26 protein-coding genes are annotated in these 21,754 nt (G+C 61.8%); 9 read left to right on the top strand and 17 right to left on the bottom strand.

The annotated features are described in order from the left end of the window. The 3 genes from pgeF to lgt all read right to left on the bottom strand — a co-directional run bounded on the left by pgeF (position 1) and on the right by lgt (position 2,838). Positions 1 to 795 carry a peptidoglycan editing factor PgeF gene (gene pgeF, locus FN060_RS10860; protein ID WP_142588040.1) on the bottom strand — a complete coding sequence of 265 codons (795 nt, stop codon included), beginning with the start codon at positions 793 to 795 and terminating at the stop codon, positions 1 to 3. Positions 796 to 912: 117 nt separating this feature from the next. Further along, positions 913 to 2,013: a class I SAM-dependent methyltransferase gene (locus FN060_RS10855; protein WP_142588039.1), complete on the bottom strand. Its 1,101-nt coding sequence runs from the start codon at positions 2,011 to 2,013 to the stop codon at positions 913 to 915. Positions 2,014 to 2,031: 18 nt separating this feature from the next. Continuing rightward, positions 2,032 to 2,838 (bottom strand): prolipoprotein diacylglyceryl transferase, encoded by an 807-nt coding sequence (gene lgt, locus FN060_RS10850; protein WP_142588471.1) that lies wholly within the window; start codon positions 2,836 to 2,838, stop codon positions 2,032 to 2,034. Positions 2,839 to 3,024: 186 nt separating this feature from the next. Here lgt and FN060_RS10845 point away from each other — a divergent pair, with 186 nt between their 5' ends. The 4 genes from FN060_RS10845 to FN060_RS10830 all read left to right on the top strand — a co-directional run bounded on the left by FN060_RS10845 (position 3,025) and on the right by FN060_RS10830 (position 5,348). Continuing rightward, positions 3,025 to 3,282, top strand: a complete 258-nt coding sequence (locus FN060_RS10845; protein WP_052638881.1) for an accessory factor UbiK family protein — start codon at positions 3,025 to 3,027, stop codon at positions 3,280 to 3,282. Between the two features lie 395 nt (positions 3,283 to 3,677). Beyond that, entirely contained in the window at positions 3,678 to 4,178 is a 501-nt protein-coding gene (locus tag FN060_RS10840) for a type III secretion system chaperone family protein (protein ID WP_052638880.1), read from the top strand. Next, entirely contained in the window at positions 4,175 to 4,996 is an 822-nt protein-coding gene (proC, locus tag FN060_RS10835) for a pyrroline-5-carboxylate reductase (RefSeq protein ID WP_142588038.1), read from the top strand. Before FN060_RS10840 ends, proC begins: the two co-directional genes overlap by 4 nt. Positions 4,997 to 5,006: 10 nt before the next feature. Further along, complete coding sequence (locus FN060_RS10830) at positions 5,007 to 5,348, top strand: tRNA-binding protein (RefSeq protein ID WP_142588037.1); 342 nt, start codon at positions 5,007 to 5,009, stop codon at positions 5,346 to 5,348. A 13-nt stretch (positions 5,349 to 5,361) separates the two neighbouring features. On the opposite strand, the gene FN060_RS10825 is transcribed toward FN060_RS10830, so the two are convergent. From FN060_RS10825 to FN060_RS10815, 3 genes are read right to left on the bottom strand one after another with little or no spacing between them, the layout of a single operon-like run. After that, a complete protein-coding gene (locus FN060_RS10825; RefSeq protein WP_142588470.1) occupies positions 5,362 to 6,738 on the bottom strand; it encodes an ATP-binding protein in 1,377 nt (458 codons plus the stop codon). 32 nt (positions 6,739 to 6,770) lie between these two features. Next, positions 6,771 to 7,466, bottom strand: a complete 696-nt coding sequence (locus tag FN060_RS10820) for a response regulator (RefSeq protein ID WP_142588036.1) — start codon at positions 7,464 to 7,466, stop codon at positions 6,771 to 6,773. Beyond that, positions 7,466 to 7,981: a MarR family winged helix-turn-helix transcriptional regulator gene (locus tag FN060_RS10815; protein WP_142588035.1), complete on the bottom strand. Its 516-nt coding sequence runs from the start codon at positions 7,979 to 7,981 to the stop codon at positions 7,466 to 7,468. Before FN060_RS10815 ends, FN060_RS10820 begins: the two co-directional genes overlap by 1 nt. A gap of 354 nt (positions 7,982 to 8,335) precedes the next feature. On the opposite strand from FN060_RS10815, the gene FN060_RS10810 reads away from it, so the two are divergent. Then, positions 8,336 to 8,521 (top strand): hypothetical protein, encoded by a 186-nt coding sequence (locus tag FN060_RS10810; protein WP_142588034.1) that lies wholly within the window; start codon positions 8,336 to 8,338, stop codon positions 8,519 to 8,521. A 70-nt stretch (positions 8,522 to 8,591) separates the two neighbouring features. Continuing rightward, positions 8,592 to 9,245: an MBL fold metallo-hydrolase gene (locus tag FN060_RS10805; protein WP_142588033.1), complete on the top strand. Its 654-nt coding sequence runs from the start codon at positions 8,592 to 8,594 to the stop codon at positions 9,243 to 9,245. A gap of 52 nt (positions 9,246 to 9,297) precedes the next feature. Here FN060_RS10805 and FN060_RS10800 read toward each other — a convergent pair whose 3' ends face one another. The 3 genes from FN060_RS10800 to FN060_RS10790 form a co-directional block, all read right to left on the bottom strand. Beyond that, complete coding sequence (locus tag FN060_RS10800) at positions 9,298 to 9,513, bottom strand: cold-shock protein (protein ID WP_046633016.1); 216 nt, start codon at positions 9,511 to 9,513, stop codon at positions 9,298 to 9,300. Between the two features lie 428 nt (positions 9,514 to 9,941). Next, positions 9,942 to 10,838 carry a DMT family transporter gene (locus tag FN060_RS10795; protein WP_142588032.1) on the bottom strand — a complete coding sequence of 299 codons (897 nt, stop codon included), beginning with the start codon at positions 10,836 to 10,838 and terminating at the stop codon, positions 9,942 to 9,944. Between the two features lie 101 nt (positions 10,839 to 10,939). After that, the gene (locus FN060_RS10790) at positions 10,940 to 11,254 is read right to left on the bottom strand and encodes a hypothetical protein (protein ID WP_142588031.1); all 315 of its coding nucleotides are present in this window, start codon (positions 11,252 to 11,254) and stop codon (positions 10,940 to 10,942) included. A gap of 223 nt (positions 11,255 to 11,477) precedes the next feature. Here FN060_RS10790 and FN060_RS10785 point away from each other — a divergent pair, with 223 nt between their 5' ends. After that, entirely contained in the window at positions 11,478 to 12,680 is a 1,203-nt protein-coding gene (locus FN060_RS10785) for a pyridoxal phosphate-dependent aminotransferase (protein WP_142588030.1), read from the top strand. Between the two features lie 57 nt (positions 12,681 to 12,737). Here FN060_RS10785 and FN060_RS10780 read toward each other — a convergent pair whose 3' ends face one another. The 3 genes from FN060_RS10780 to FN060_RS10770 form a co-directional block, all read right to left on the bottom strand. After that, entirely contained in the window at positions 12,738 to 14,003 is a 1,266-nt protein-coding gene (locus tag FN060_RS10780) for a PQQ-dependent sugar dehydrogenase (protein WP_142588029.1), read from the bottom strand. 164 nt (positions 14,004 to 14,167) lie between these two features. Beyond that, positions 14,168 to 14,647, bottom strand: coding sequence for a DUF3597 domain-containing protein (locus FN060_RS10775; protein ID WP_142588028.1), 480 nt, complete (start codon positions 14,645 to 14,647; stop codon positions 14,168 to 14,170). A gap of 105 nt (positions 14,648 to 14,752) precedes the next feature. Beyond that, a complete protein-coding gene (locus FN060_RS10770; RefSeq protein ID WP_142588027.1) occupies positions 14,753 to 15,880 on the bottom strand; it encodes a calcium:cation antiporter in 1,128 nt (375 codons plus the stop codon). A gap of 200 nt (positions 15,881 to 16,080) precedes the next feature. Between FN060_RS10770 and FN060_RS10765 the strand changes: the two genes are divergently transcribed. Further along, positions 16,081 to 16,344, top strand: coding sequence for a DUF2188 domain-containing protein (locus FN060_RS10765; protein ID WP_052642066.1), 264 nt, complete (start codon positions 16,081 to 16,083; stop codon positions 16,342 to 16,344). Between the two features lie 116 nt (positions 16,345 to 16,460). On the opposite strand, the gene FN060_RS10760 is transcribed toward FN060_RS10765, so the two are convergent. The 4 genes from FN060_RS10760 to trxB all read right to left on the bottom strand — a co-directional run bounded on the left by FN060_RS10760 (position 16,461) and on the right by trxB (position 20,230). Then, positions 16,461 to 17,579: an alkene reductase gene (locus FN060_RS10760; RefSeq protein WP_142588026.1), complete on the bottom strand. Its 1,119-nt coding sequence runs from the start codon at positions 17,577 to 17,579 to the stop codon at positions 16,461 to 16,463. A gap of 35 nt (positions 17,580 to 17,614) precedes the next feature. After that, positions 17,615 to 17,929 carry an ArsR/SmtB family transcription factor gene (locus FN060_RS10755; protein WP_210310625.1) on the bottom strand — a complete coding sequence of 105 codons (315 nt, stop codon included), beginning with the start codon at positions 17,927 to 17,929 and terminating at the stop codon, positions 17,615 to 17,617. Between the two features lie 414 nt (positions 17,930 to 18,343). Next, entirely contained in the window at positions 18,344 to 19,246 is a 903-nt protein-coding gene (locus tag FN060_RS10750) for a LysR family transcriptional regulator VtlR (protein WP_077546711.1), read from the bottom strand. Between the two features lie 9 nt (positions 19,247 to 19,255). After that, on the bottom strand, positions 19,256 to 20,230 hold the full coding sequence (trxB, locus tag FN060_RS10745) for a thioredoxin-disulfide reductase (protein ID WP_142588024.1): 975 nt from the start codon (positions 20,228 to 20,230) through the stop codon (positions 19,256 to 19,258). A 230-nt stretch (positions 20,231 to 20,460) separates the two neighbouring features. On the opposite strand from trxB, the gene FN060_RS10740 reads away from it, so the two are divergent. Beyond that, positions 20,461 to 20,928 (top strand): Lrp/AsnC family transcriptional regulator, encoded by a 468-nt coding sequence (locus FN060_RS10740; protein WP_142588468.1) that lies wholly within the window; start codon positions 20,461 to 20,463, stop codon positions 20,926 to 20,928. 13 nt (positions 20,929 to 20,941) lie between these two features. Here FN060_RS10740 and FN060_RS10735 read toward each other — a convergent pair whose 3' ends face one another. Continuing rightward, a complete protein-coding gene (locus FN060_RS10735) occupies positions 20,942 to 21,745 on the bottom strand; it encodes a hypothetical protein (protein ID WP_142588023.1) in 804 nt (267 codons plus the stop codon). Positions 21,746 to 21,754 lie beyond the last annotated feature (9 nt).

Genomic DNA, 21,754 nt, shown 5'->3' with positions numbered 1-21,754 from the left:
TTACTTCTCCGTCATCGCTATTGCGGAAATCTGGCGACCGTAATCCGGCTCGCCCCGGTGCGTGGTGCGGCGATAGGAATAGAACCTCGTTTCGTCGGCATAGGTGTCGATTCCCAGATGCGTGGCACGGATGCCAGCCGCTTTCAGCCGGTGCAGGGTCAGGGCCTGCAGGTCGAAATATGCGTGCCCCTGCTTCGGCGCCGGGGTGAAGAATGCGTCGTAGCCATCATTGAACTGAAGGAATCGTTCGATGAACTCGGGTCCGACTTCGTAGCTCTCCGGCCCGATCGAGGGGCCGAGGCATGCAATGATTGCGTCGCGATCGGCACCAATGCTGACCATCGCCTCGACGGTGTTTTCCAAGACGCCGCCCAATGCTCCCTTCCAGCCCGCATGGGCAGCTCCAATGACGCCGTTGTCTCCGTCGCAGAACAGGACAGGGCCGCAGTCCGCCGTCAAGACGCCCAGTATCACGCCCGGGGTTGCCGTCACCAGCGCGTCCGCCTTCGGCCGCTCTCCTCCGTATTGCGCGTCTACCACCACCACGTCCGGGGAGTGGACCTGATGCACGGTGGCAAGCCGGTCAAGTGGAAGTCCGAACCAGCCAGCCACCCGGTCGCGGTTCTCCCTGACCTTGTGCGTTTCGTCGTTCGAGCCCACGCCTACATTCAGCCCGGCATAGATTCCTTCGGAAACGCCGCCCTGGCGAGTGAAGTAGCCATGGCGCACGCGGCTGCCGCCGTTTTCCTTGAGGAGCGGGCTTTCGATGGGCGTCGGCGAAGACTTTTCCGTCATGGGCAGGCTGTCTCTCATGTCTGGAGGGGTAAGGCCAGGGGCCGATGCACAGGTTGTGCTGCTTCGTCGGCGGCGATGTTGGCGCGACCGTGGCTGGGCTGTCAATCTCCATGTTCGTCACGCCACCGGACGAAACGGTGCAAGATCAAGCGCCGGGGAGGATACTGCAATCACCTTGAAAAGCTCGCCCATCTTGCCCGCTCCCTCGCCAGCGAGCCTGTCGACGGCGGCGGCGATGAGCTTCTGATCGGCTGCGCTCTTGCCGCCGGCGAGTGCTGCGGCCCGCTCGGAGAGCCCGAGGCCACGAAGAAAGTCTCCTTGCCTCATGCCGCCATTGAGGTGGACACCACAACCAAGTGCTATCCGTGCCAGGTCCTCGAAATCCACGTGGCTCGTGAGATCGGCTTCACCCGGATGTGCCAGTGGCGGATCATAAGCGTGACCGCGAAGGGCCTGTAGCGTGTCGCCAAAGCCGGTGACCATGTGGCCGTAGTCGATGATCAGCGCGGTGCCGCCCATCGCCTTCAGCCGGTCGCACAAGGTCGACATCACCGACTGCCGGGCCGGGGCGACCTCGAATATGGTTCCATCCGGCACAGACTCGGCCGGCGAAGGGAGAAGCGCCGGATCAAGTCCGGCGACACCAAGCGAGAAGGACAACCGATCGTCGTCTTCGAGTGTCACGACGCGTTCGCGAAACCCCTGCGGCGTCTTGACGAACTGACGGATAGGAATCGCGTCGAAGAGCTCGTTCGCCACGATCAAAGCAGGGCCCGGCGGCACTTCCTGGAAATCGCGATGCCAAGCGATCCGGCGGGAATGCGATTCCAGCGTTATCCGTTGCAGGCCGCGCAGGCGCTCGCTTGTTTCCACCAGATGAATGCTCATGCCGTCGGACAGGCGTGGCGCGAGACGGCTGATGACCCGAAGCATGTCGGCCATCATGGTGCCTCGGCCCGGGCCTATTTCCACCAGCCGGACGTCGTTCGGAGATCCATGCTGCTGCCAGGCATGAACCATGAAGATCCCGAGCATCTCCCCGAAGAGCTGGCTGATCTCGGGCGCAGTTATGAAGTCTCCCGCGGTCCCGAACGGCTCCCTTGTACGGTAGTAGCCGTGCTCCGGATCGGAGAGGCACATGGCGAAGTAATCGCCCACACTCATCGGGCCGGTCGCCCGGATCAGCCTCTTGATCTTTGCGGCGAGCGGCGTGCTCATCGTACCCAAAGTCTCCGTTCAGGCGGCGCTCTTTCGAGCCCGCAGCATCAGCCAGACGCCCAGGGCGACCATTGGCAGCGACAGCACCATCCCCATCGTCAACCAGCCAAACGCAAGATAGCCGAGCTGAGCGTCCGGCTCGCGGAAGAATTCCACGAAAATCCGGGAGAGACCATAGCCACAGACAAAGGCGCCAGCCACGAAGCCCGGCCATTTCAGTGCCTTCAAGCGCAGAACAAGAAATGCGAGGACGGCCAGAAGGAGGAGGCCTTCAAGGCCCGCCTCGTACAGCTGGCTGGGATGACGAGAGAAAGGCCCGCCCGTCGGGAAGACGACCGCCCACGGGACATCGCTGATCCGTCCCCACAATTCGCCATTGATGAAGTTGGCGATGCGCCCGAATAACAAGCCGAAGGGAACGACTGCGGCAATCGTGTCGAACATGCTGAGGACCGGTATGCCGTTGCGGCGGGCAAAGAGGATCATCGCCAGCGTCGCGCCCAGAAAGCCGCCGTGGAAGGACATGCCGCCGTTCCAGATCTCGAACGCCCGCAGCGGATCCTGCGAGACGGCGGCCAAATCGTAGAAGAGCACATAGCCGATGCGGCCGCCCAGAACGATGCCGACCGCGACCCAGAGCAGGAAGTCATCCAGATGCGCCGCGGTCAGGGGAGAGCGGTTCTGCGGCCACAGTGAATCATTCGCTGCCAGACGTCGGGCATAGAGCCAGCCGCAGAGGATGCCGGCGACATAGGCCAGCCCATACCAGTGAACCGCGACGGGTCCGATCGCAAACGCAACAGGATCGATGTCCGGAAACGGCATGACGGCGAGCGTATTCAGAACTTCCAACAAGGCGTGCCTTCCCACGGATGCGACAGGGGCGGAACATGGCGGCAGCCCCGACAGCGGTCAAGGCCAATCTCCGGGCTCTCTATCGGCTTGCAAGAGAAGGCGCAAAACCCTACTTCACCAGCACGGCGCTGGCCGCAACCACGGGAGCTCATGACTATGTCCAACGGCACGAACCGAATTCTAGACGATTTCGCCAAGTTGATGACCGACGCAGCCGGGGCGGCCCAGGGACTGCGGCGAGAGGCGGAAACGGCCTTCCAGGCCCAGGCGGAGCGCTTCCTCAACAACATGGATGTGGTCAAGCGCGAGGAGTTCGAGGCGGTGCGGGAAATGGCGGCACGGGCGCGCGATGAGAACGAGGCGCTGAAGGCTCGCATCGAGGCACTCGAGGCAAAGCTCGCGACGCAGGGGTGACGCCTTCCGCGCAACTTAGGCGCCGTCGACGGCTCATGGTCGCGGGATCACGCCGCGGCCGCTAGATCGCTAAAAAACGAAGAAAATTTCGGTCCTGTGGACAGGTCCAAAAAAGACAATCCCCAGAGTCGCTTATGACTCCCGGCTGAAGCCGTGCAGCAACCGCTCCAGCACTCCGTCCACGTCAAAATCGCCCTCGGGGGCTGGCAGCCGGACTCGGCAACTATACACTGATTTTACATGATGATTCGAAACGGCCCGTAAGCTACGGGCAGGTTCGCGGCCCTATACTTGTCGGTGTCGGACGATCATCAGAATTGTTGTTTCCGGTGGTGTGTCCTTGCGTCTCGCGTCCTTCACGAACGTCAGATTCACTCCGGTCGAAAAGGTGCTGCATGAGCCTCATGGAATTTGAATTCGGTCGCCAGTCCAATCCCGTCGACATGATCGAGGTCGTCGCGGCATCGAACGACTGGGCGTTCGAGCGCTCGGGCGAAGACGAGATTGCCATGACGGTCGAGGGCCGCTGGGCAGATTATCATGTCTCCTTTTCGTGGATGGAGGAGTTCGAAGCCCTTCATCTCGCCTGCGCCTTCGACATCAGGATTCCCGACGCGAGGGTCAACGAGGTGATCCGCCTGCTGTCACACATCAACGGGCAGGTGTTGATGGGGCATTTCGACCTGTGGCGACAGGAGGATGTGGTCATCTTCCGTCAGTCGCTGTTGCTCGCTGGCGGGGCCGAGCCCACGAGCCAGCAGGTGGAGGTGCTGTTGTCCAGTGCGCTCGATGCCTGCGAGAGCTACTTCCAGGCCTTCCAGTTCGTCGTGTGGTCCGGAATGGACGCCAAGAATGCGATGGAGGTTGTGTTGTTCGAGACCGTGGGGGAAGCATGAGCGGCGCGGCTCCCGCGGGTTCGGTCGTTCTCCTCGGCGCCGGCAACATGGGCGGTGCCCTCCTTACCGGATGGGTGGACGCCGGAGTGCCCGGCCACGCGATTATCGTGATCGACCCGTCGCCGTCGCCGGAGATGCAGAAGCGGATTGCCGATGCCGGTGCCCGACATGCCGTTGCCCCGCCGGAAGGCATCATGCCGGAGATCATCTTTCTTGCGGTGAAGCCGCAGGTCATGGACGCGGTGCTGCCATCCCTCAAGACCATCGTCTCCGCCGACACGGTGATCGTATCGATTGCCGCGGGGAAGACGCTTGCCTCCCTCGAGGGACATCTTGGTGAGGGAGCGATGGTGCGCGCCATGCCCAATACCCCCGCCATGATCGGCCGTGGGGTGACGGGTGCCTATGCCAACGGTCGGGTGACCGGCACGCAGCGGGCGCAGGTGGACGCATTGCTCCGGGTCAGCGGACCTGTGGAGTGGGTGGCGAGCGAGCAGGATATCGATGCCGTCACCGCCGTATCCGGCAGTGGACCTGCCTACGTCTTCTATCTCGTCGAGTGCATGGCGGAGGCAGGCCGCAAGGCCGGCCTGTCGGCGGACCTCGCCATGCGCCTCGCACGGGAAACCGTCTCGGGAGCCGGTGAACTGTTGCACCGGTCTCCCGAGACTCCTTCGCGGCTTCGCGAGAACGTTACGTCTCCGGGTGGAACCACGGCTGCGGCGCTCGCCGTGCTGATGGCGGAAGAGGGCATGCAGCCGCTGTTCGACAAGGCAATCGCAGCCGCACGGCAGCGGGCGGAAGAACTCGGCAGCTAAGGCAGGGCAGATGGCAAGCGAAATTTCCTACGGCGACTTCGAGAAGGTCGATATCCGCGTGGGGACGGTGATCGAGGTTGCGCCGTTCCCGGAGGCGCGCAAGCCGGCCTGGAAGCTGAAGATCGACTTCGGCGACGAGATCGGCATCAAGAAGTCCTCGGCGCAGATCACGGTGCACTATGACGAGCAGGATCTGGTCGGGCGCCAGGTGCTCGCGGTGGTGAACTTTCCGCCGCGACAGATCGGTCCCTTCCGCTCCGAGGTGCTGACGCTGGGCTTCGAGGACGAGGCCGGGGCTATCGTGCTGGCGGCCGTGGAGCGGCCGGTGCCGAACGGTCGGAAGTTGATGTAACCGCCTCAGGCTATCAGGCTGGCACCCGGACTACTGCTCTCAGGCCACCTTGCGGACTGTCGGAAAGCGTGACGTTGCCGCCATGGGCGTGGGCGATGTCACGTACGATCGACAGGCCGAGACCGGTGCCGGACTTGTCGATGTTGCGCGCCTCGTCGAGCCGGAAGAACGGCTTGAAAACATCCTCGCGGGATGCCGCGGGAATTCCCGGGCCATCGTCGTCGAAGATCAGGGTCAGCCAGCGGGCCGTGTGCCGTGCCTCCACATGCAGCGCATCGCCATAGCGTTCGCTGTTGGCGGCAAGGTTGTTGACCAGGCGGCTGAACGCGTTCGGCCGGACGGCGATATCGTCGTCTCCGTCGATCTCGTAGGTCATCTTCTTGCCCTTGAGCCGGAAATCCTCGTTGATCTTTTCCAGGACCTCACTGAGGCGCAGGTGACCGACATCCTCCTCCGACTCACCCTTGGCGAAAGCCAGATATCCTTCGAGCATGTTCTGCATGTCATCGACATCCTGCGCCATGCCTTTCAGTTCCGGTTTGTCGCCGGCAAGCGCCAGCTGCAGCTTGAAACGGGTCAGGATGGTTCGAAGGTCGTGGCTGACGCCCGACAGCATGGCCGTCCGCTGCTCGAGCTGCCGTTCGATGCGTTCGCGCATGAGGATGAAGGCGGACCCCGCAAGCCGGATCTCGTCAGCGCCCCGCGGAGTGAAATCGGCGATCCGCTGGCCCTTGCCGAAGGCCTCTGCCGCCTGGGCGAGCATCAGGATCGGTCGGATCTGGCCGCGCAGGAACAGAACGGAAATGCCGATGAGGGCCAGCGCCGTGCCGGCCATCCAGACCAGGAAGATATGCGTGTTGGATGCGTATGTCTGACTGCGGCGCGTGAAGACTCGCAGGACCTCATCTTCGAGCTTGATGCGGATTTCGACAAGGCTGCTGTCGCCCACTGTGTCGATCCAGAAGGGGCGCTGGATACGATTGCTGATCTGGTCCGCCAGGATGCCGTCGAGAATGGAGAAGAAGGGCTTGGGGCGGGGAGGTGGCAGTTCCCCTCCGGGCTCGATTGCGACAGTCAGGTTCATTTCGTTTGCTATGCGGGAAATATAGCCCTGGCCGACGCCGTCCGGATCGGTTTCTATCATGGTGATCAAGGCTGCAATATCCCGCGTCACCCCTTCCGACAGACGCTCCGTCACCATTCGCCAGTGGCGCTCCATGAAGACCGCGGCGACGACGCTTTGCAGCAGCAGCATCGGTATGATGACGATCATCACCGAGCGGGTGTACAGCCGGGTCGGCAAAAGCCGCTTCACTCGGCGCTTGATCAGGCGCAACCCCGGAATCTGGATGGCGCGGAAGTCCCTCCGAAGGGTGTCGAACGCCGCCATGGCTCTCGTGCGTGCGTCCGCCATCGGGTTGCTCAATCGATGCTCAGGCGGTAGCCGATGCCTCGGACCGTCTGGAGATAAATGGGATTGGCGGGGTCGTCCTCGATCTTGCGGCGCAAGCGGTTGATCTGCACGTCAATGGTCCGTTCACCGACCTCGGCATCGTCGCCGATCAATTCATGGCGGGGGATGGTGTCGCCGGCGCGCAGGGCGAAGAGAAGCATGATCTCCTGCTCCCGATCGGTGAGGCGGATATGTTCGGAGGCCTTGCGGAGTTCCTTGCGAACAATCGAGAACGTGAAAGGGCCGAACATGATCTGTTCGATCTTCGGCGCATCGGGCGAGGCATTGCGCTTGATGATGTTGTTGATCCTCAGCACGAGTTCGCGGGGATCGAAGGGCTTGGAGAGATAATCGTCGGCACCGGCCTCCAATCCAGCGATCCGCGATTCCGCCTCGGCCTTGGCGGTGAGCAGGATCACCGGCGTGGTTCTGTTCTGGTAGAGCGACTGCGTCAGGGACAGTCCGGATTCGCCCGGCATCATGACGTCGAGGATGATGAGGTCGTACTTCAATCCGTCCAGCTTGCGTCTTGCCTCGGCGGCGTCGCCCGCTACCGTGATGCGAAAGCCTTGCTCGCTCAGGTATCGGCTGAGCAGATCCCTGATGCGGGTATCGTCATCGACGACAAGGAGGTGAGGGGCATCATCGGATAGAAGTACGGTCATCAATCCAGCTCGCTTTCAATCACCTGCAGGCTTGGGTCGCGCCCGCGCATCTTGCCGAGGAAGCTTATCACCGCATCGCGTCCCTCGGGAGAGAGGGACTTCAATGCATTGGTGATGCGACGCGACTGTGGCTCGGAGAGGGCAAGCGCCAGTTCGCGCCCGGCAAGCGTGGGGTAGAGCCGCCGTTGGCGGCGGTCTTTCGCGCCTGCCATCTGGCGGATGTAGCCCATCTCGATCAATTGCTTGAGGACCCGTGCAAGGCTCTGCTTGGTGATCTGCAGAATGTCGAGAAGGTCGGTGACCATCATGCCCGGATGACGCGAGACGAAATAGACGACGCGATGATGGGCACGCCCCATGCCGATCCTGGCAAGGATCGCATCCGGATCGGACACGAAATCGCGATAGGCAAAGAACAGAAGTTCGATGGTCTCGAAATCGATCTGGGCCTCGTTCACCGCCGGCAGTACCGGCCGCTCCTTCTTCACTGCTTTTGCTGCCGGTGCACGTGACACCCTGTCCTTCCCCGGCGTCTGCCGCAGCCATGCGCCGGACGCTCTTCTTCTTCGCCAAACCTGTCCCGATAAAGCGCGAACCGGCGGAACAATCAACCGCAATCATGAGAGCAGGGAGTGTGACGCGGCGCTGTTTGCCGGGATGCGCGTAGCGGCAATGGCGCTGCGGTCGATCTCACGCAGCAGAGGCGATGCCTTGGGCGCCATCGTGTCGTAACCACCTTGGATCCATCCTGTTCCCCCGAAAGAGCGAGCAGGAGCCGCGCGGCGGCGGCGAAGGAGCAAAGCATTATTTTTGAGGAACCGATGCTGGGGTAGCGCCGTTGCCGTGTCCATACAGATCGGAGAGAGACAATGCATACAGAAGATACTCCCAAGACGGCCGACGCTCCCGAAAAGCAGTCTCCGTCGAACTCGCTTCGGCCGCTGCTGATCACCGTCTTTACCGCAAAGGTTGCCGTTTCTGCCCTGTTGCTTGCCACTGCATCCTTCGCACCGCCGGTATCGGCAAACGGCGCCTACATGACGGCCTCCAACTAGTCCTGCCCGCACAAGCCTTGCCACCCTCGCCAAAGGCATTGTAGATCGGCCCGAGATTGTGGAGTTCCTCATGGGCAGATTGCAGGCCGGTATCGTCCCGGTGACCCCCTTCCAGCAGAATTGCACCATCCTCTTCGACGCTGACACGAAGGGGGGCGTGGTCATAGACCCAGGTGGCGATGTGGAGCGGATCATCGAGGCAATCGATGGCAACAAGCTGACCATCCGCGAAATCTGGCTCACGCATGGCCATATCGACCACGCCGGAGGTGCGGACGAATTGCGGGAGGCGCTGGGCGTCAAGGTTATCGGACCTCATCGCGATGACCTGCCGCTCTTGCAGGGGCTCGAAGCCCAGGCGCAGATGTTCGGTGTGCCGATGAAGGTTCGCAACCTGGAGCCCGACCAATTTCTGACTGATGGCGAGCAGGTTTCCTTCGACGGGCATGTCTTCGACGTCTACCATTGCCCCGGCCACGCGCCCGGCCATGTGATCTATTTCCACCGGGAGCAGCGGTTTGCGCACCTGGGGGACGTGCTGTTCAACGGCTCTATCGGGCGCACCGACCTGCCTGGTGGCGACCATGCCACCCTTCTCCGCACCATTCGGGACAAGGTTCTGCCGCTGGGCGATGATGTCGGTTTTCTCTGCGGCCACGGCCCTGGCGGTCGTATCGGCGAGGAGCGGCGAAGCAATCCGTTCCTGCAGGGGATAGAGGCATAAAAAAACCCGGCATGACTGCCGGGCCTCAACTCGAATGGAAAGCCTTCCAGGCTTAACCGGAGATCTGCAGGTTGACCGCCTTGGGTCCCTTGCCACGACGATCCGGTTCCGTGTCGAAGCTTACTTTCTGATTTTCCGAAAGACCGGACAGGCCGGAAGCCTGTACAGCAGAGATGTGAACGAAGATATCGGCGCCACCATTGTCTGGCTTAATGAAGCCGAAGCCCTTGTCGGTATTGAAGAATTTTACAGTGCCAGTCTCGGCCATGCATCAGGTCCTTTTCTTCCTGTCCGTGTTCAGCGGCGGACAGCATCACAGAAACGCCCCGAAGGGCGGGCGGCAGGCAGCTTTAAGAAAGGGTCCCTGTCGTTACCGCGGTTATCTGGCTGGTGAATTTGATTCCGTCCCCAGAAGTCCGCCCGAAGTTTTGACGCCTTCGGAGCGCATTATTATAGGTCTTCCCATGCTCGTAAATTGCCCGAACTTGCACAGAGTGCTGTGTTTCTTGGGAATTGGCAAGAAAAAGTTTTGCGTCACCGGCGGGGGCTGAGTCGGTGCGTTGTATACTCCGGACAATGCGAGATTTCGCAGTGAAACTGAAGTAGAGACCTGACCTGTTCTGCTGCGCTAAACAGTCCGCTTGGTGGTGCAGAGATTTGGTCAATGGCGGTTAGCTGCGAGGCAGTAGCGGGCGTTCAACTGGTGACGCTTCGGGATCTGCGACGGGTGAGCTCCGGGACCAGTTCCACCAGGAGCATGGCCATGAAGATGATGGCACAGCCGACATAGCCGATCGGCGGCAGTATCTCCCCCAGCAGGAGCGCCCCGAGGAAGCTGCCGAACAAGGCTTCGCTCGACAGGAAGATGGCGGCCTGCGGTGCGGTCGTATAGCGCTGGCCAATGACCTGCAGCACGAATGCCAGGCCGGACGAGATTAAGCCAACATAGAGGATTTCGGCAGCCGACGCCCGTATGACCTCCCAGCCGATGGTCTCGGTCGGGACTGCGAATGACAGCGCGAGCGCCGAGCAGGTGGCGAATTGCGCGAAGGAGAGCGCCAGCGGCCGCCCGGTGGAGGTGACGAAAAGCCCGGCAAGAATGATCTGCACGCCCCAGAAGAATGCGCAGACGATCGTCAGGTAGTCGCCTGGCGTGAGGTTCGTCAGCTGTCCGCCGCTCATCAGGAAGATGCCGGTGAGCGACATGGCTGCGGCAGGCCAGATGACCCAGTGCGGGTAGCGTCGCAGGACGATGACGGAGATCAGCGGGACGAAGACGACGTAGAGACCAGTGAGGAAGCTGGAATTGGTAACGGTCGTGGTGAGAAGCCCGATCTGCTGCGTGATCGCGCCGCCGAAGAGGGCGAGGCCAACCGCTGCGAAAGCGAGCCAGTCCCGGCGACCAAGCGGGGTGGTGGCCTTGCGGCTCTCGAACCAGGCAAAGGGCAGCACGGCGAGTGCGGCAATGGCGAAGCGCAGCCCGACAAACCAGAAGGGCTGGATATTGTCCATCGCAGTCGACTGCGCGACGAAACCGCCGCCCCAGATTGCGGCGGCGAGCAACAGAACAAGGTTCGCTTGGATGCGGGTCATGGAGCGTGGTCGGCTGGGTGAGGGGTGACGCTGGCGTGGACGCGATGCCTAGCAGCCGCTGCGTCGCGCATCAAGGGCAGGTGAGGGAGGTGGGCTCGGCTTTAGTCGCGTCCGCGCTCGTTCTCGGCCTTCAAGACGTCGCGGAAGCTGCGCCGCGAGAGGACGAAGCCTCCGCCTGCCATCAGCAGAAAGCCGCCGATGGTGACGATGAAGGCCAGGCTCGGGTCGAGCACGGCCGAGATCGGACGAAAGGCCTGAACGGCGGAGAATGCAACCGGCAGTTCGCTAGCGCCCATGGGGCCTTCAATGAGGACCAGCATCATGGCGACACAGGCTGCCAGCGCCGCGATGGCGATCGAAAACGGCGAACGCAAGAATGCGAACCTGCGGGCTACCCTCTTTTCGTCGATGAACATCGTCCGTCTCCATCGCGCTCCACACCTGACACAGGAGGCGATGGAAGAAGGGCGGATTTTGGGCAGACGAAGCGCAATTGTCGACGTTTGGCGAAAGCCGGATCGAAGCGGTCGAGCGACGCTCGCTTTCGGCTTGAAACCCGGTCCCACATTCGACATACAGCTTTCGGCGGTTCCGGCGCGCGGTCCGCAGTGTTCAACCGACTTTCCAGGACTTGATATCATGGCCTTTCTTGCCGACGCACTTTCTCGCGTAAAGCCATCCGCTACCATTGCCGTCTCCCAGAAAGCTCGCGAGTTGAAGGCAAAGGGCCGCGATGTCATCGGCCTGGGTGCCGGTGAGCCGGATTTCGATACCCCGGACAATGTCAAGAAAGCTGCGATCGACGCGATCAGCCGGGGCGAGACGAAGTACACCCCGGTCTCCGGTATTCCGGAATTGCGCAAGGCGATCGCCGAAAAGTTCAAGCGCGAGAACGGCCTGGACTACAAGCCGGAGCAGACGATCGTCGGAACTGGCGGAAAGCAGATTCTTTTCAACGCCTTCATGGCAACCCTTAATCCCGGCGATGAAGTGGTCATTCCGGCGCCTTACTGGGTTTCCTATCCGGAAATGGTCGCCCTGTGCGGCGGTACCCCGGTCTTCGTCACGACGAAGCAGGAGAACAACTTCAAGCTGACGGCGGAAGAACTCGAAAAGGTCATTACCCCGAAGACCAAGTGGTTCCTGTTCAACTCGCCTTCGAACCCGTCGGGCGCGGCCTACAGCGCGAGCGAGCTGAAGGCGCTGACCGACGTTCTCCTGAAGCATCCACAGGTCTGGGTCCTGACAGACGACATGTACGAGCACCTGACCTTCGGTGACTTCAAGTTCGCCACCCCGGTCGAAGTGGAGCCGAAGCTCTATGACCGGACGCTGACGATGAACGGTGTCTCGAAGGCCTATGCCATGACCGGCTGGCGCATCGGCTATGCCGCCGGACCGCTGGAGCTGATCAAGGCGATGGACATGATCCAGGGGCAGCAGACGTCCGGCGCCTGCTCGATCGCCCAATGGGCGGCCGTCGAAGCCCTGAACGGGCCGCAGGATTTCGTGGCGAAGAACAAGAAGATCTTCGAAGGCCGCCGTGATCTCGTCGTCTCGATGCTCAACCAGGCGACCGGTATCAAGTGCCCGACGCCGGAAGGTGCCTTCTACGTCTATCCGTCCTGTGCTGGCCTGATCGGCAAGACCGCTCCGTCCGGCAAGGTGATCGAGACCGACGAGGATTTCGTTTCCGAGCTTTTGGAAGCTGAGGGCGTGGCCGTCGTGCATGGTACGGCATTCGGCCTTGGCCCCAACTTCCGCATCTCCTACGCGACGTCGGAGGAGGAACTGGAGGAAGCCTGCAAGCGGATCCAGCGCTTCTGCGCGGCGTGCCGCTAAGCCAGACGCGACTTCCTGAAAGGGGCCTGCCGGCATGCCGGTAGGCCCCTTTTTTCATCAGCCTGCCTTGGTGATCTTGACGATCGTCGAGCCGCCGCCGCCGCGTTGCTCGGTGACCGCATAGACCGCACCGTCCGGTCCCACTTTGACGTCCCGGATGCGGGCATCGAGTGGAACTCGCGCCTCGTACTGCACGCGGTCACCGTCCATATGGACCACGACGATACCCTGTGACACCAAGCCGCCTACCAGGAACGCGCCCTGCCATTCCGGAATGGCGTCGCCATCGTAGTAGGCCATGCCGGAAGGGGCGATGACCGGATCCCAGTAATAAACCGGCTGTTCGGTCTCTGCCTGCTGGGTAATGCCTTCGCCGACGGGATCGCCGCTGTATTCGACACCGTAGGTCACTTCCGGCCAGCCGTAGTTCTTGCCGGGCTCGGGCCTATTCAGCTCGTCACCCCCACGGGGACCATGCTCGACGGTCCAGAGACGACCCTGCCCATCCAATGCCGCGGATTGAAGATTGCGGTGGCCGAGGCTCCAGATCTGGGGCTGGGCATTTTCCTGGTCCACGAAGGGATTGTCGGGCAGCGCTTCTCCGTTCCGGTCGATTCGGAAGATCTTGCCGAGGCCGCTGGAGAGATCCTGAGCCTGAACCCGCGGCTCGGGGTCGGACCGCTCGCCGACGGTGACATAGAGCTCGTCGTTCGGGCCGAACACCAGCCGCGATCCGAAGTGCTTGTTGCCGTCATAGCTCGGCATTTGCCGGAAGATCACCTGCACGTCCTCAAGCGTTCCGCCGCCCTGATCGTCCGTGACCAGCTTGGCCGAGGCGACCGATGTCCCGTTGCCGTCGTCCCGCTGTTCGGAGAAGGAAAAGAAGATCATGCCGGACGACTCGAAGTCAGGCGCGAGCGCGACATCCAGAAGGCCCCCCTGCCCATCGGAGAGGACCTCAGGGACGCCTTCCAGTGCAGGCCCGGCTTCGCCTTCGGCGGAGACGATGTGCATGGCGCCTTGCTTCGCGTTGACGAGCATTCGTCCGTCCGGAAGGAATTCCATTGCCCAGAGATGAGGCAAGTCCTGGGCGACGACCTCCGTCTCGATCTCGACAGTCTCGGCCGGCTGTGGCGCCCGCGTCTGACCGGCGAATGCGGGCTGCTGGTCGGGTGCGTTGGCGGGCTTCGTCTCGACCGGTTCTCCGCTTTGCGTGTTCTCGTTCCCGGTGGCTGGCGCTGCACCTTCTTGTGCCAAGGCTGGCATCGACAACAATGCCGCAGTGAGCATGGTTCCGGACAGAAGCACGAGCAGACGGTTCATGATTGATCTCCCTTCTATGACAGGTTCCCGGAATGCGAGGCTTCCGGTTGTGGACCTCATCTAGGGCGCCATGGCCAAGCCGTTGAACACGCGGCCATCAAGTTATGTTTATCCATGAGAAAGGCCCGCCGGTGAGGGCGGGCCTGAAACATCGATTGTCGCTGTCAGTCGGTCAACTCGGCAGGGACCTTGCCACCGTTATCGGCAAGTTTCTTCATCAGCGCCTTGTGAAGCCACATGTTCATGGTAGCGGAATCATTCATGTCGCCCGTGTAATTCAGCTCGGCCGCCAGTTCCTTCCTGGCCGACAGGCTGGAGTCTAGGTCGAGCGCCTTCATCAGGTCTACGATCGAGCGCCGCCAGTCGAGCTTCTGACCGCTTTTCTTCACGGCGGCGTCGAGGATCGGTGCTACGTCGACCGGAGCCGAACCTGTGTCCGTGGAGGCGTTAGTGGATGGTGCCAGGGCTGCCGGCGCGGAGGGTGCCGGCGTGGAGGGTGTCGGAGCGGACGGTGCCGCCGGTGTGGCTACGCCGCCGGGCGCGGGTGCCGATGCTGAAGGCGTTGCACCCGCGGATGATGTCGGAGCGGGAGCCGCCTTTGCCTCTCCCCAGATCGCGTTCTTGATCTTGTCGAATATACCCATTTCGCAGACCTCCTGTTGCTTCGGTGGAAGCTAGGGCGGCTATTGCAGTTTGCAACAGACCTACAGGTTCGATGGGATCGCGCGCAGCACTGCAACGTCCGTACATTACAGTCCCAGGATGGTCAACATCACGAAGGTTGCGAAGAGGACGAAATGCGTCATGCCCTCGATGGCATTGGTCTGGCCGTCGTTCAGGTTGATGGCCACCGCGATCAGGGTGATGGCGACCATGACGGTCTGGACCGGGGTCATCGCCATCAGGAAGGGCTGGCCGGTATAGAGGGCGATCGCCTCCATCACCGGGACCGTCAGGATGACGGTGGAGAGCGACGCTCCGAGTGCTATGTTGACCACCGCCTGCATCTGGTTTCGAAGCGCAGCGCGTAGCGCGGTCAGTATTTCCGGCGCTGCCGAGATCGTCGCCACGACCACCGCCATCATTGCGGGCGGGGCGCCGGTACCCTCCAGTCCGGCGTTGAGGAGGGTGGACATGAATTCCGCAAGCACGCCGATGATGATGACGCCGACGAGGATCACGCCGATGGAGATGGCAGCGGATTCCTCGGCCGGATCGTGCTCTGGCTCCTCGGCCGCCCCCTGAGCGGCTGCGCTCGCAGCGGCCCGTCGATGGGTTGTCGGGTAGCTGTAGCTGAAGAAATAGCTGTGGGTGCCAACCTGCATGCGCAGGAAGAGGGCGTAAAGAGCCACCATGGCGCCAATGGTGAAGGCTGAGTACAGATGCCAGCGATCCCGCGGAACGAACTCCGGTACCACCATGGAGATGCCCATCGCGGTGAGGATCATCACGCTATAGGTGCGACTGGAATCGTCATTATAGGACTGCTCGCCGTGCCGCAGCCCTCCCAGCAGCGCAGCGAGCCCGAGGATGCCGTTGATGTCCAGCATCACCGCTGCGTAGATCGTGTCGCGGACGAGGGTCGGCGACGACGCGCTACGCATCATGATTGCGAGGATCAGGACCTCGACGGCTACGGCCGATAGCGTCAGGATCATCGTGCCATAGGGGTCGCCTACCTTGCGGGCCAGGACCTCGGCGTGGTGGGCGACGCGAGTCGACGCAAGGACGATGACGGCGATCAGCGCGGCTGAGGCAATGAGTACGGCCGTCTGCCCCATCTCCAGCAGCGAATGTTCGGTGAAGAAGAAAAGGACCGCAATCGCTGCCGCGACCGGCAGAAGCCTTTCCTGTTTCAGAATGGATGCGGGCGCCACTGGCTGTTCCTCAGTCTGTGCAGCTATCTATGGTGCCGGAGCGACGCATCAAGTCTGACCGGGGGGTGGTTTGCGGCCTTGCCGGTTTGATGTCATATTTCTCCCTGCACTGGAACCTCGCGGCGCCAACGACACTTTCTCAGAACCTGATGCGCCGGGGCGTTCCCCGCGCGACGGGCGAAAGAAAGGACGTGAGAAGCATGACCAAGGTTGTCTACAAGGTCGTCCAGCATGATGGTGGCTGGGCCTATCGTCTCGGTGACGTCTATTCCGAGACGTTCGCCACGCATTCCGATGCCCTGCAGGCGGCCCGCATCGTGGCAGCGGAGCAGCAGGTCGGTGGCGAGCCGGAAGAAATCAGCTGGCAGGACGAGAACGGCGTTTGGCACACCGAGTACAGCGACGGCGGCGATCGTCCTGAGGCAGAGGTGGTCGACGGCGAGGACGAACAGCGTCAGGCTTGATCGCGGACTTTTCAGACGGACATTCTGTCCGGAACCGAGTGGCACCGATCATGCAGGCTATTGAGGGACGATGGGTTGCCCGGGGAAGAGGGGCGCCGAAGGCACCCCTCTCAAGATCAGGCCGCTTCGAGCGAGGGGTAGTCGGTGTAGCCCTTCGCGCCTCCACCGTAGAAGGTATCGCGGTCGGGCGTGTTGAGCGCGGTACCGGACCGGAAGCGTTCCACCAGGTCGGGATTGGCGATGAACAGACGCCCGAAGGAGACGAGGTCGGCGCGGCCGCTGGCGACAGCCTCCGTTGCCGCATCCCGATCATAGCCATTATTCACCATCCAGCCTGCCTTGCCGCCGGCATTGCGATAGGCGTTGCGGAAGGTGTCGTAGTCGAACGCAGTTCCTTCGTACTGGAAGCCGCGCTCACCACCGGTCGCTCCTTCGATAACATGGATGAAGGACAGGTTGCGCTTGGCCAGTTGCTCGGCGACATAGTTGAACAGCGGCTGGGGGTTCTTGTCCGAAATCCCGTTGGCGGGCGTCGTCGGAGAAAGACGAATGCCGGTGCGGCCGGCGCCGATTTCCGCAGCCACGGCGTCGACGACTTCCAGCAGGAAGCGGGAGCGGTTTTCGATAGATCCACCGTAGTCATCGGTGCGCTCGTTCGCGCCGGTCTTGAGGAACTGGTCGACCAGGTAGCCGTTAGCGCCGTGGATCTCGACACCATCGAAGCCGGCCTCGATCGCGGCACGAGCCGCCTTGCGGAAATCATCGACGATGCCGGGGATTTCGGTGGCTTCCAGGGCCCGCGGTTCCGACGTCTCGACGAAGGCGCCGGTGCCGTCCTCGTTGATGACATAGGTCTTGGACTTGGCGGGGACAGCAGACGGTGCGACAGGCAGGCTGCCGTTCGGCTGCAGGGAGACATGCGAGACACGGCCGACGTGCCAAAGCTGGGCGACAATCTTGCCGTCCTTTTGATGGACGCCCTCAGTGACCTTCTTCCAGCCTTCGACCGCCTGCGGGAGGTAGAGACCGGGCACGTCTGCGTAGCCTTGGCCCTGCTGGCTGACGGGCGTGCCTTCGCTGATGATCAAACCGGCGGTGGCGCGCTGTTCGTAATACGTGGCATTCAGGTCGTTGGGGATCGCCTGTGGGGAGCGGTTCCGGGTGAGCGGTGCCATGGCGATACGATTGGCGACATCGATGTCACCGATCCTGATCGGGTCGAAGAGACTGGTCATGGAAGTCCTTTCCTTGGGAGGATGCTGTGAGGTAATCAGAGCCTGTCTTTCAGCTCAGAGAGGAAAGCCTGGATCGCTGGCTCGTTGCGGCGATAGAAGGACCATTGGCCGACACGGCTGATCTCCACCAGACCGGCCCGGTCGAGGGCGGCCAGATGGGCCGAGACTGTCGATTGTGAAAGACCACAGCGCTTCTCGAACTGCTGCGAACAGATGCCCATCTCCAGTGGATGAAACTGGGAGGTGAAATGCTTCTCCGGCTCCCGCATCCAGTTGAGGAATTCCAGCCGCGTGGGATGGGCCAAGGCCTTCAGGATATCGACGTGATCAATCGAGGTTATATCGTCCATAGGCGATATATAGATCGAACTTTTCCGATTTTAAGAGACAAAAAAGAGGGCCGGGAGAAAACTCCAGGCCCGAGGTGTGAAGGTCAAACCTCCAGAGGGGAACAGCTGAAGCGGCAACTGCAGGTTGCCAAGTCCAGCCAACCCGACGCAATATGGGAGGCTCGTTTTAATCGGCAAGAGCCGGGCCAGCATCGGGGCAAAAAAAAGGGCCACCGGATCGCTCCAGGGCCCTATAAGTGTGAAGGTCAAAAAACCTCCAGAGGGGAACAGCTGCTGCGGTGGAACTGGGAGGAAAGCCACCATGTGCATCAGCTGTGTGCGATATGGTGGTTTTTTGTGCACTGAACAATGGTCAAAACTGCAGGCCAGCCATGCAGCATGCGCAGGACTTGGGCATCTGCCCAGTACAACCTCTCAGAAGTTCCAGTTCCTCGCCTTGGCGACGATGAAGTCGCGGAAGACCTTCAGCTTGGCGGCGTTCTTCATCTCGTCAGGATAGCAGAAATAGGTATCGAAGGATGGAATGTCGGCGGCGAGCGGCAACTGGATGAGCCCGGGATCGCGGCCGACGATATAGTCTGGCAGGACGGCGATGCCGATCCCCAGGAGGCAGGCTCTCTTGATCGATGTCTGACTGTTGATCTGCAGGTGAGGTGCCCGCGGGTTATCGGAAGACCGCCCCGCGTTTTCCAGCCAGTTCACGTCGAGGAGGTAGTTCGGAGCAGGCTCACCGAAAGTGATGATGCGGTGATTGTCGAGGTCTTCGATCGTGTGGGGCTCGCCGAAGCGATTGATGTAGGAGGGCGCGGCATAGACATGCATGTGCACCGTGAACAGCTTGCGCTGAATGAGGTCGGACTGCTGCGGCTGGCGCAAGCGAATGGCGCAGTCGGCATGGCGCATGTTGACGTCGAGTTCCTCGTTGTCGAGGAGGAGCTGAATCGACATCTCCGGATAGAGCTGCAGGAACTCCTGGACCTTGTCCGTCAGCCAGCCTTGTCCCAGACCGACGGTGGTGGTGACGCGGAGTTTGCCCGACGGCTTTTCCGTCGTCTCCGTCAGTTGCATCTTGACCGTCTCGAGCTTCAGCAGAACGTCGTGGGCCGTCCTGTAGAGGAGCTCGCCCTGCTCGGTCAGGATGAGACCGCGCGCATGGCGGTGGAAGAGTTTCACGCCGACATCCTGCTCCAGCGCGCTGACCTGGCGGCTGATGGCCGACTGGGACAGATGCAGCTTGTCGGCGGCATGGGTGAAGGAGCCTGCTTCAGCCGCTGCGTGAAATATCCTCAGCTTGTCCCAGTCGAGAGGTACCCCCATGCTATCCGGTCACTCCGCGGCCTGAACGATCGGCTGGATGCCGGCAAGATAGCGTTCCGCCTCGAGCGCGGCCATGCATCCCAGGCCCGCGGCCGTGATGGCCTGCCGGAACGTATCGTCGGTGACGTCGCCCGCTGCAAAGACGCCTGGAACGCTGGTGGCGGTCGAGTCCGGCGCCGTCCAGAGATAGCCGTTCGGCTTCATCCGGAGCGTGTCCTTGAACAGTTCTGTCGCCGGCGCGTGGCCGATTGCGATGAAGACACCGTCGATTGCGTGTTCGCTCACTTCGCCGGTCCGCGTGTCGCGCAGCCTTACGCCATTGACCGAAGGCGGCATCGGAGGCTTGGCCGGCTCGCCGGTAATCTCGGCGATTTCCGTGTTCCACAGGACCTTCACGTTCGGTCGCTGGGACAGGCGTTCCGCCAGGATCTTCTCGGAGCGGAAGCTGTCGCGGCGATGGACGACGGTCACCGTCCTTGCAATGTTGGAGAGGTAGAGGGCTTCCTCGACCGCGGAATTGCCGCCGCCGACGACGATGACGTCCTTGTTGCGGTAGAAGAAGCCGTCGCAGGTCGCACAGGCGGAAACGCCGAAGCCCTGGAAGCGCTGCTCGCTTTCGATGCCCAGCCACTTCGCCTTCGCGCCCGTTGCAATGATCAGCGTGTCGGCGCTCCAGACGGCGCCGGAATCGGTCCTGACGGTAAAGGGACGGCGAGTCAGTTCAACTTCGGTAACGAGGTCGTTGACGATCTCGGCGCCGACATGGACTGCCTGGTTGAGCATCTGCTCCATCAACCAAGGTCCCTGGATCGGGTCAGCAAAGCCGGGATAGTTCTCGACATCGGTCGTGATCATCAGCTGGCCGCCCTGTTCCATCCCGGCGATCAGGACCGGTTTCAGCATGGCGCGTGCCGCGTAGATAGCGGCGGTATAGCCGGCAGGGCCGGAGCCGATGATGAGTACTTCGGTATGGCGGGCAGACATCGAGTTTCCTTTCAGCGGGCCGATCGTCGCGCGGTCGCGCTTCCTCATATAAGGAGGCCGATGCCAATCTGCCGCTCTTACTGCCATTTAAGGGTGATCCATGCGCTACATCAAGGGCAGCCTTGCGTTAACAACAGATCAGTTGCCACGACGGAGCGGATATGCCTGCGCACATTCTTGCGTTCAAGCGGCTTTCGGCTAAAAGCTTCGGGAAAACGAAGGGGATGACCGTGCTTCGCGCCGACCTGGACGCCATCGACATCAAGATATTGCGCGAACTTCAACGCGACGGACGGATGACCAATGTGGAACTGGCGGAGCGGGTTGGGATCTCGGCTCCCCCATGCCTGCGTCGCGTGCGCAAGCTTGAAGAGGCAGGCATCATCGAGGGCTACCACGCGCTGCTCAACGGTCCTAAGCTCGGTTTCGATCTCGTTGCCTTCTGCATGGTCGGCCTGAAGCGCCAGTCCGATGCCGACCTCAAATCCTTCGCGAAACGCGTCGAGGCCTGGCCGATCGTGCGCGAGGCTTGGATGGTGTCCGGCGACAGCGATTTCCTGCTGCGCTGCACGGCCGAAAACCTTACCGTCTTCCAGAACTTCGTGATCGAGCAGCTGACGGCGGATGAGCACGTCGATACCGTGCGCACCATGCTGACGATCCGCCAGGTGAAGCAGTTGGGGCTGGTGGAAGTCTAGACCAAGACGACCTTCAGGCCTGCTGCAGGCCTCGCCAGGCATCGCGTAGCCAATCAACGTTGCCGATGCGGCGGTACCACTTCTGGCCGCCGCCCCCCAGCACCTCGCTCATTTTCGGCGATCCGGCAAAGACGACGATCTTCGCACCGGCCGGAGGTCTCGGGTCCTGCAGGTAGCTCCTGAGGTAGCGCGGCACGCAGGCGTTCTTGAAGCTCACGCACCATTCCTTCGGCCAGTATTGAAGCTGGCCGTGCAGGGCGAGCTGGGCGCTCTGAAACTGCTGCGAGATCTCGTAATTCGCGTGCGCCGATCGGGGATCGGCGACGTAAGCATCGTAGATGTAGGACGCTGCGCCGATCTCGTAACGGAAGACCGAGCTGTTGCCGACGGAATGAAGGAACCGATCGCGCTTCGGGTTCACGCGCCGGAGCGGCTTGCTTCGGAAGAGGTCGTCATCGCGGATGATCAGAAATTCGCCGGGCAGCTGGAAGAAGGGCTCGAGGTCGTCGATGACCACGAGGTCCAGGTCGAGGAACAGCGTCGTGCCCTTCAGGTCGGCAAGTTCCTTGCGGAACAACGAAAGCTTGCGCCAGCGCCGATCACCCGTGCCTTCAGGGAGCTCGAATTCCGGCAGTGGAAGGGCCTCGACCGATGCATCGAGACCAGAGGTGTCGTCGGTGAAGCAGACGAACCGGTGAGGGCGGTGCAAGTGTCTCGCCACGCCGCGACGGAGGTTGTTGACATATTCCGGCCCGTAGAGGGTCCCCCACTTCATGCAGACGATGTTGACCAGGTCGTCGGATCGGGGAGAGTCCATAGGTGCCGT

This window comes from Pseudorhizobium halotolerans, assembly GCF_902153235.2.
GTDB lineage: Bacteria > Pseudomonadota > Alphaproteobacteria > Rhizobiales > Rhizobiaceae > Neorhizobium > Neorhizobium flavum.
The sequence above is the reverse complement of the archived record's forward strand: the minus strand, read 5'-3'. Positions and strand labels throughout refer to the sequence as shown.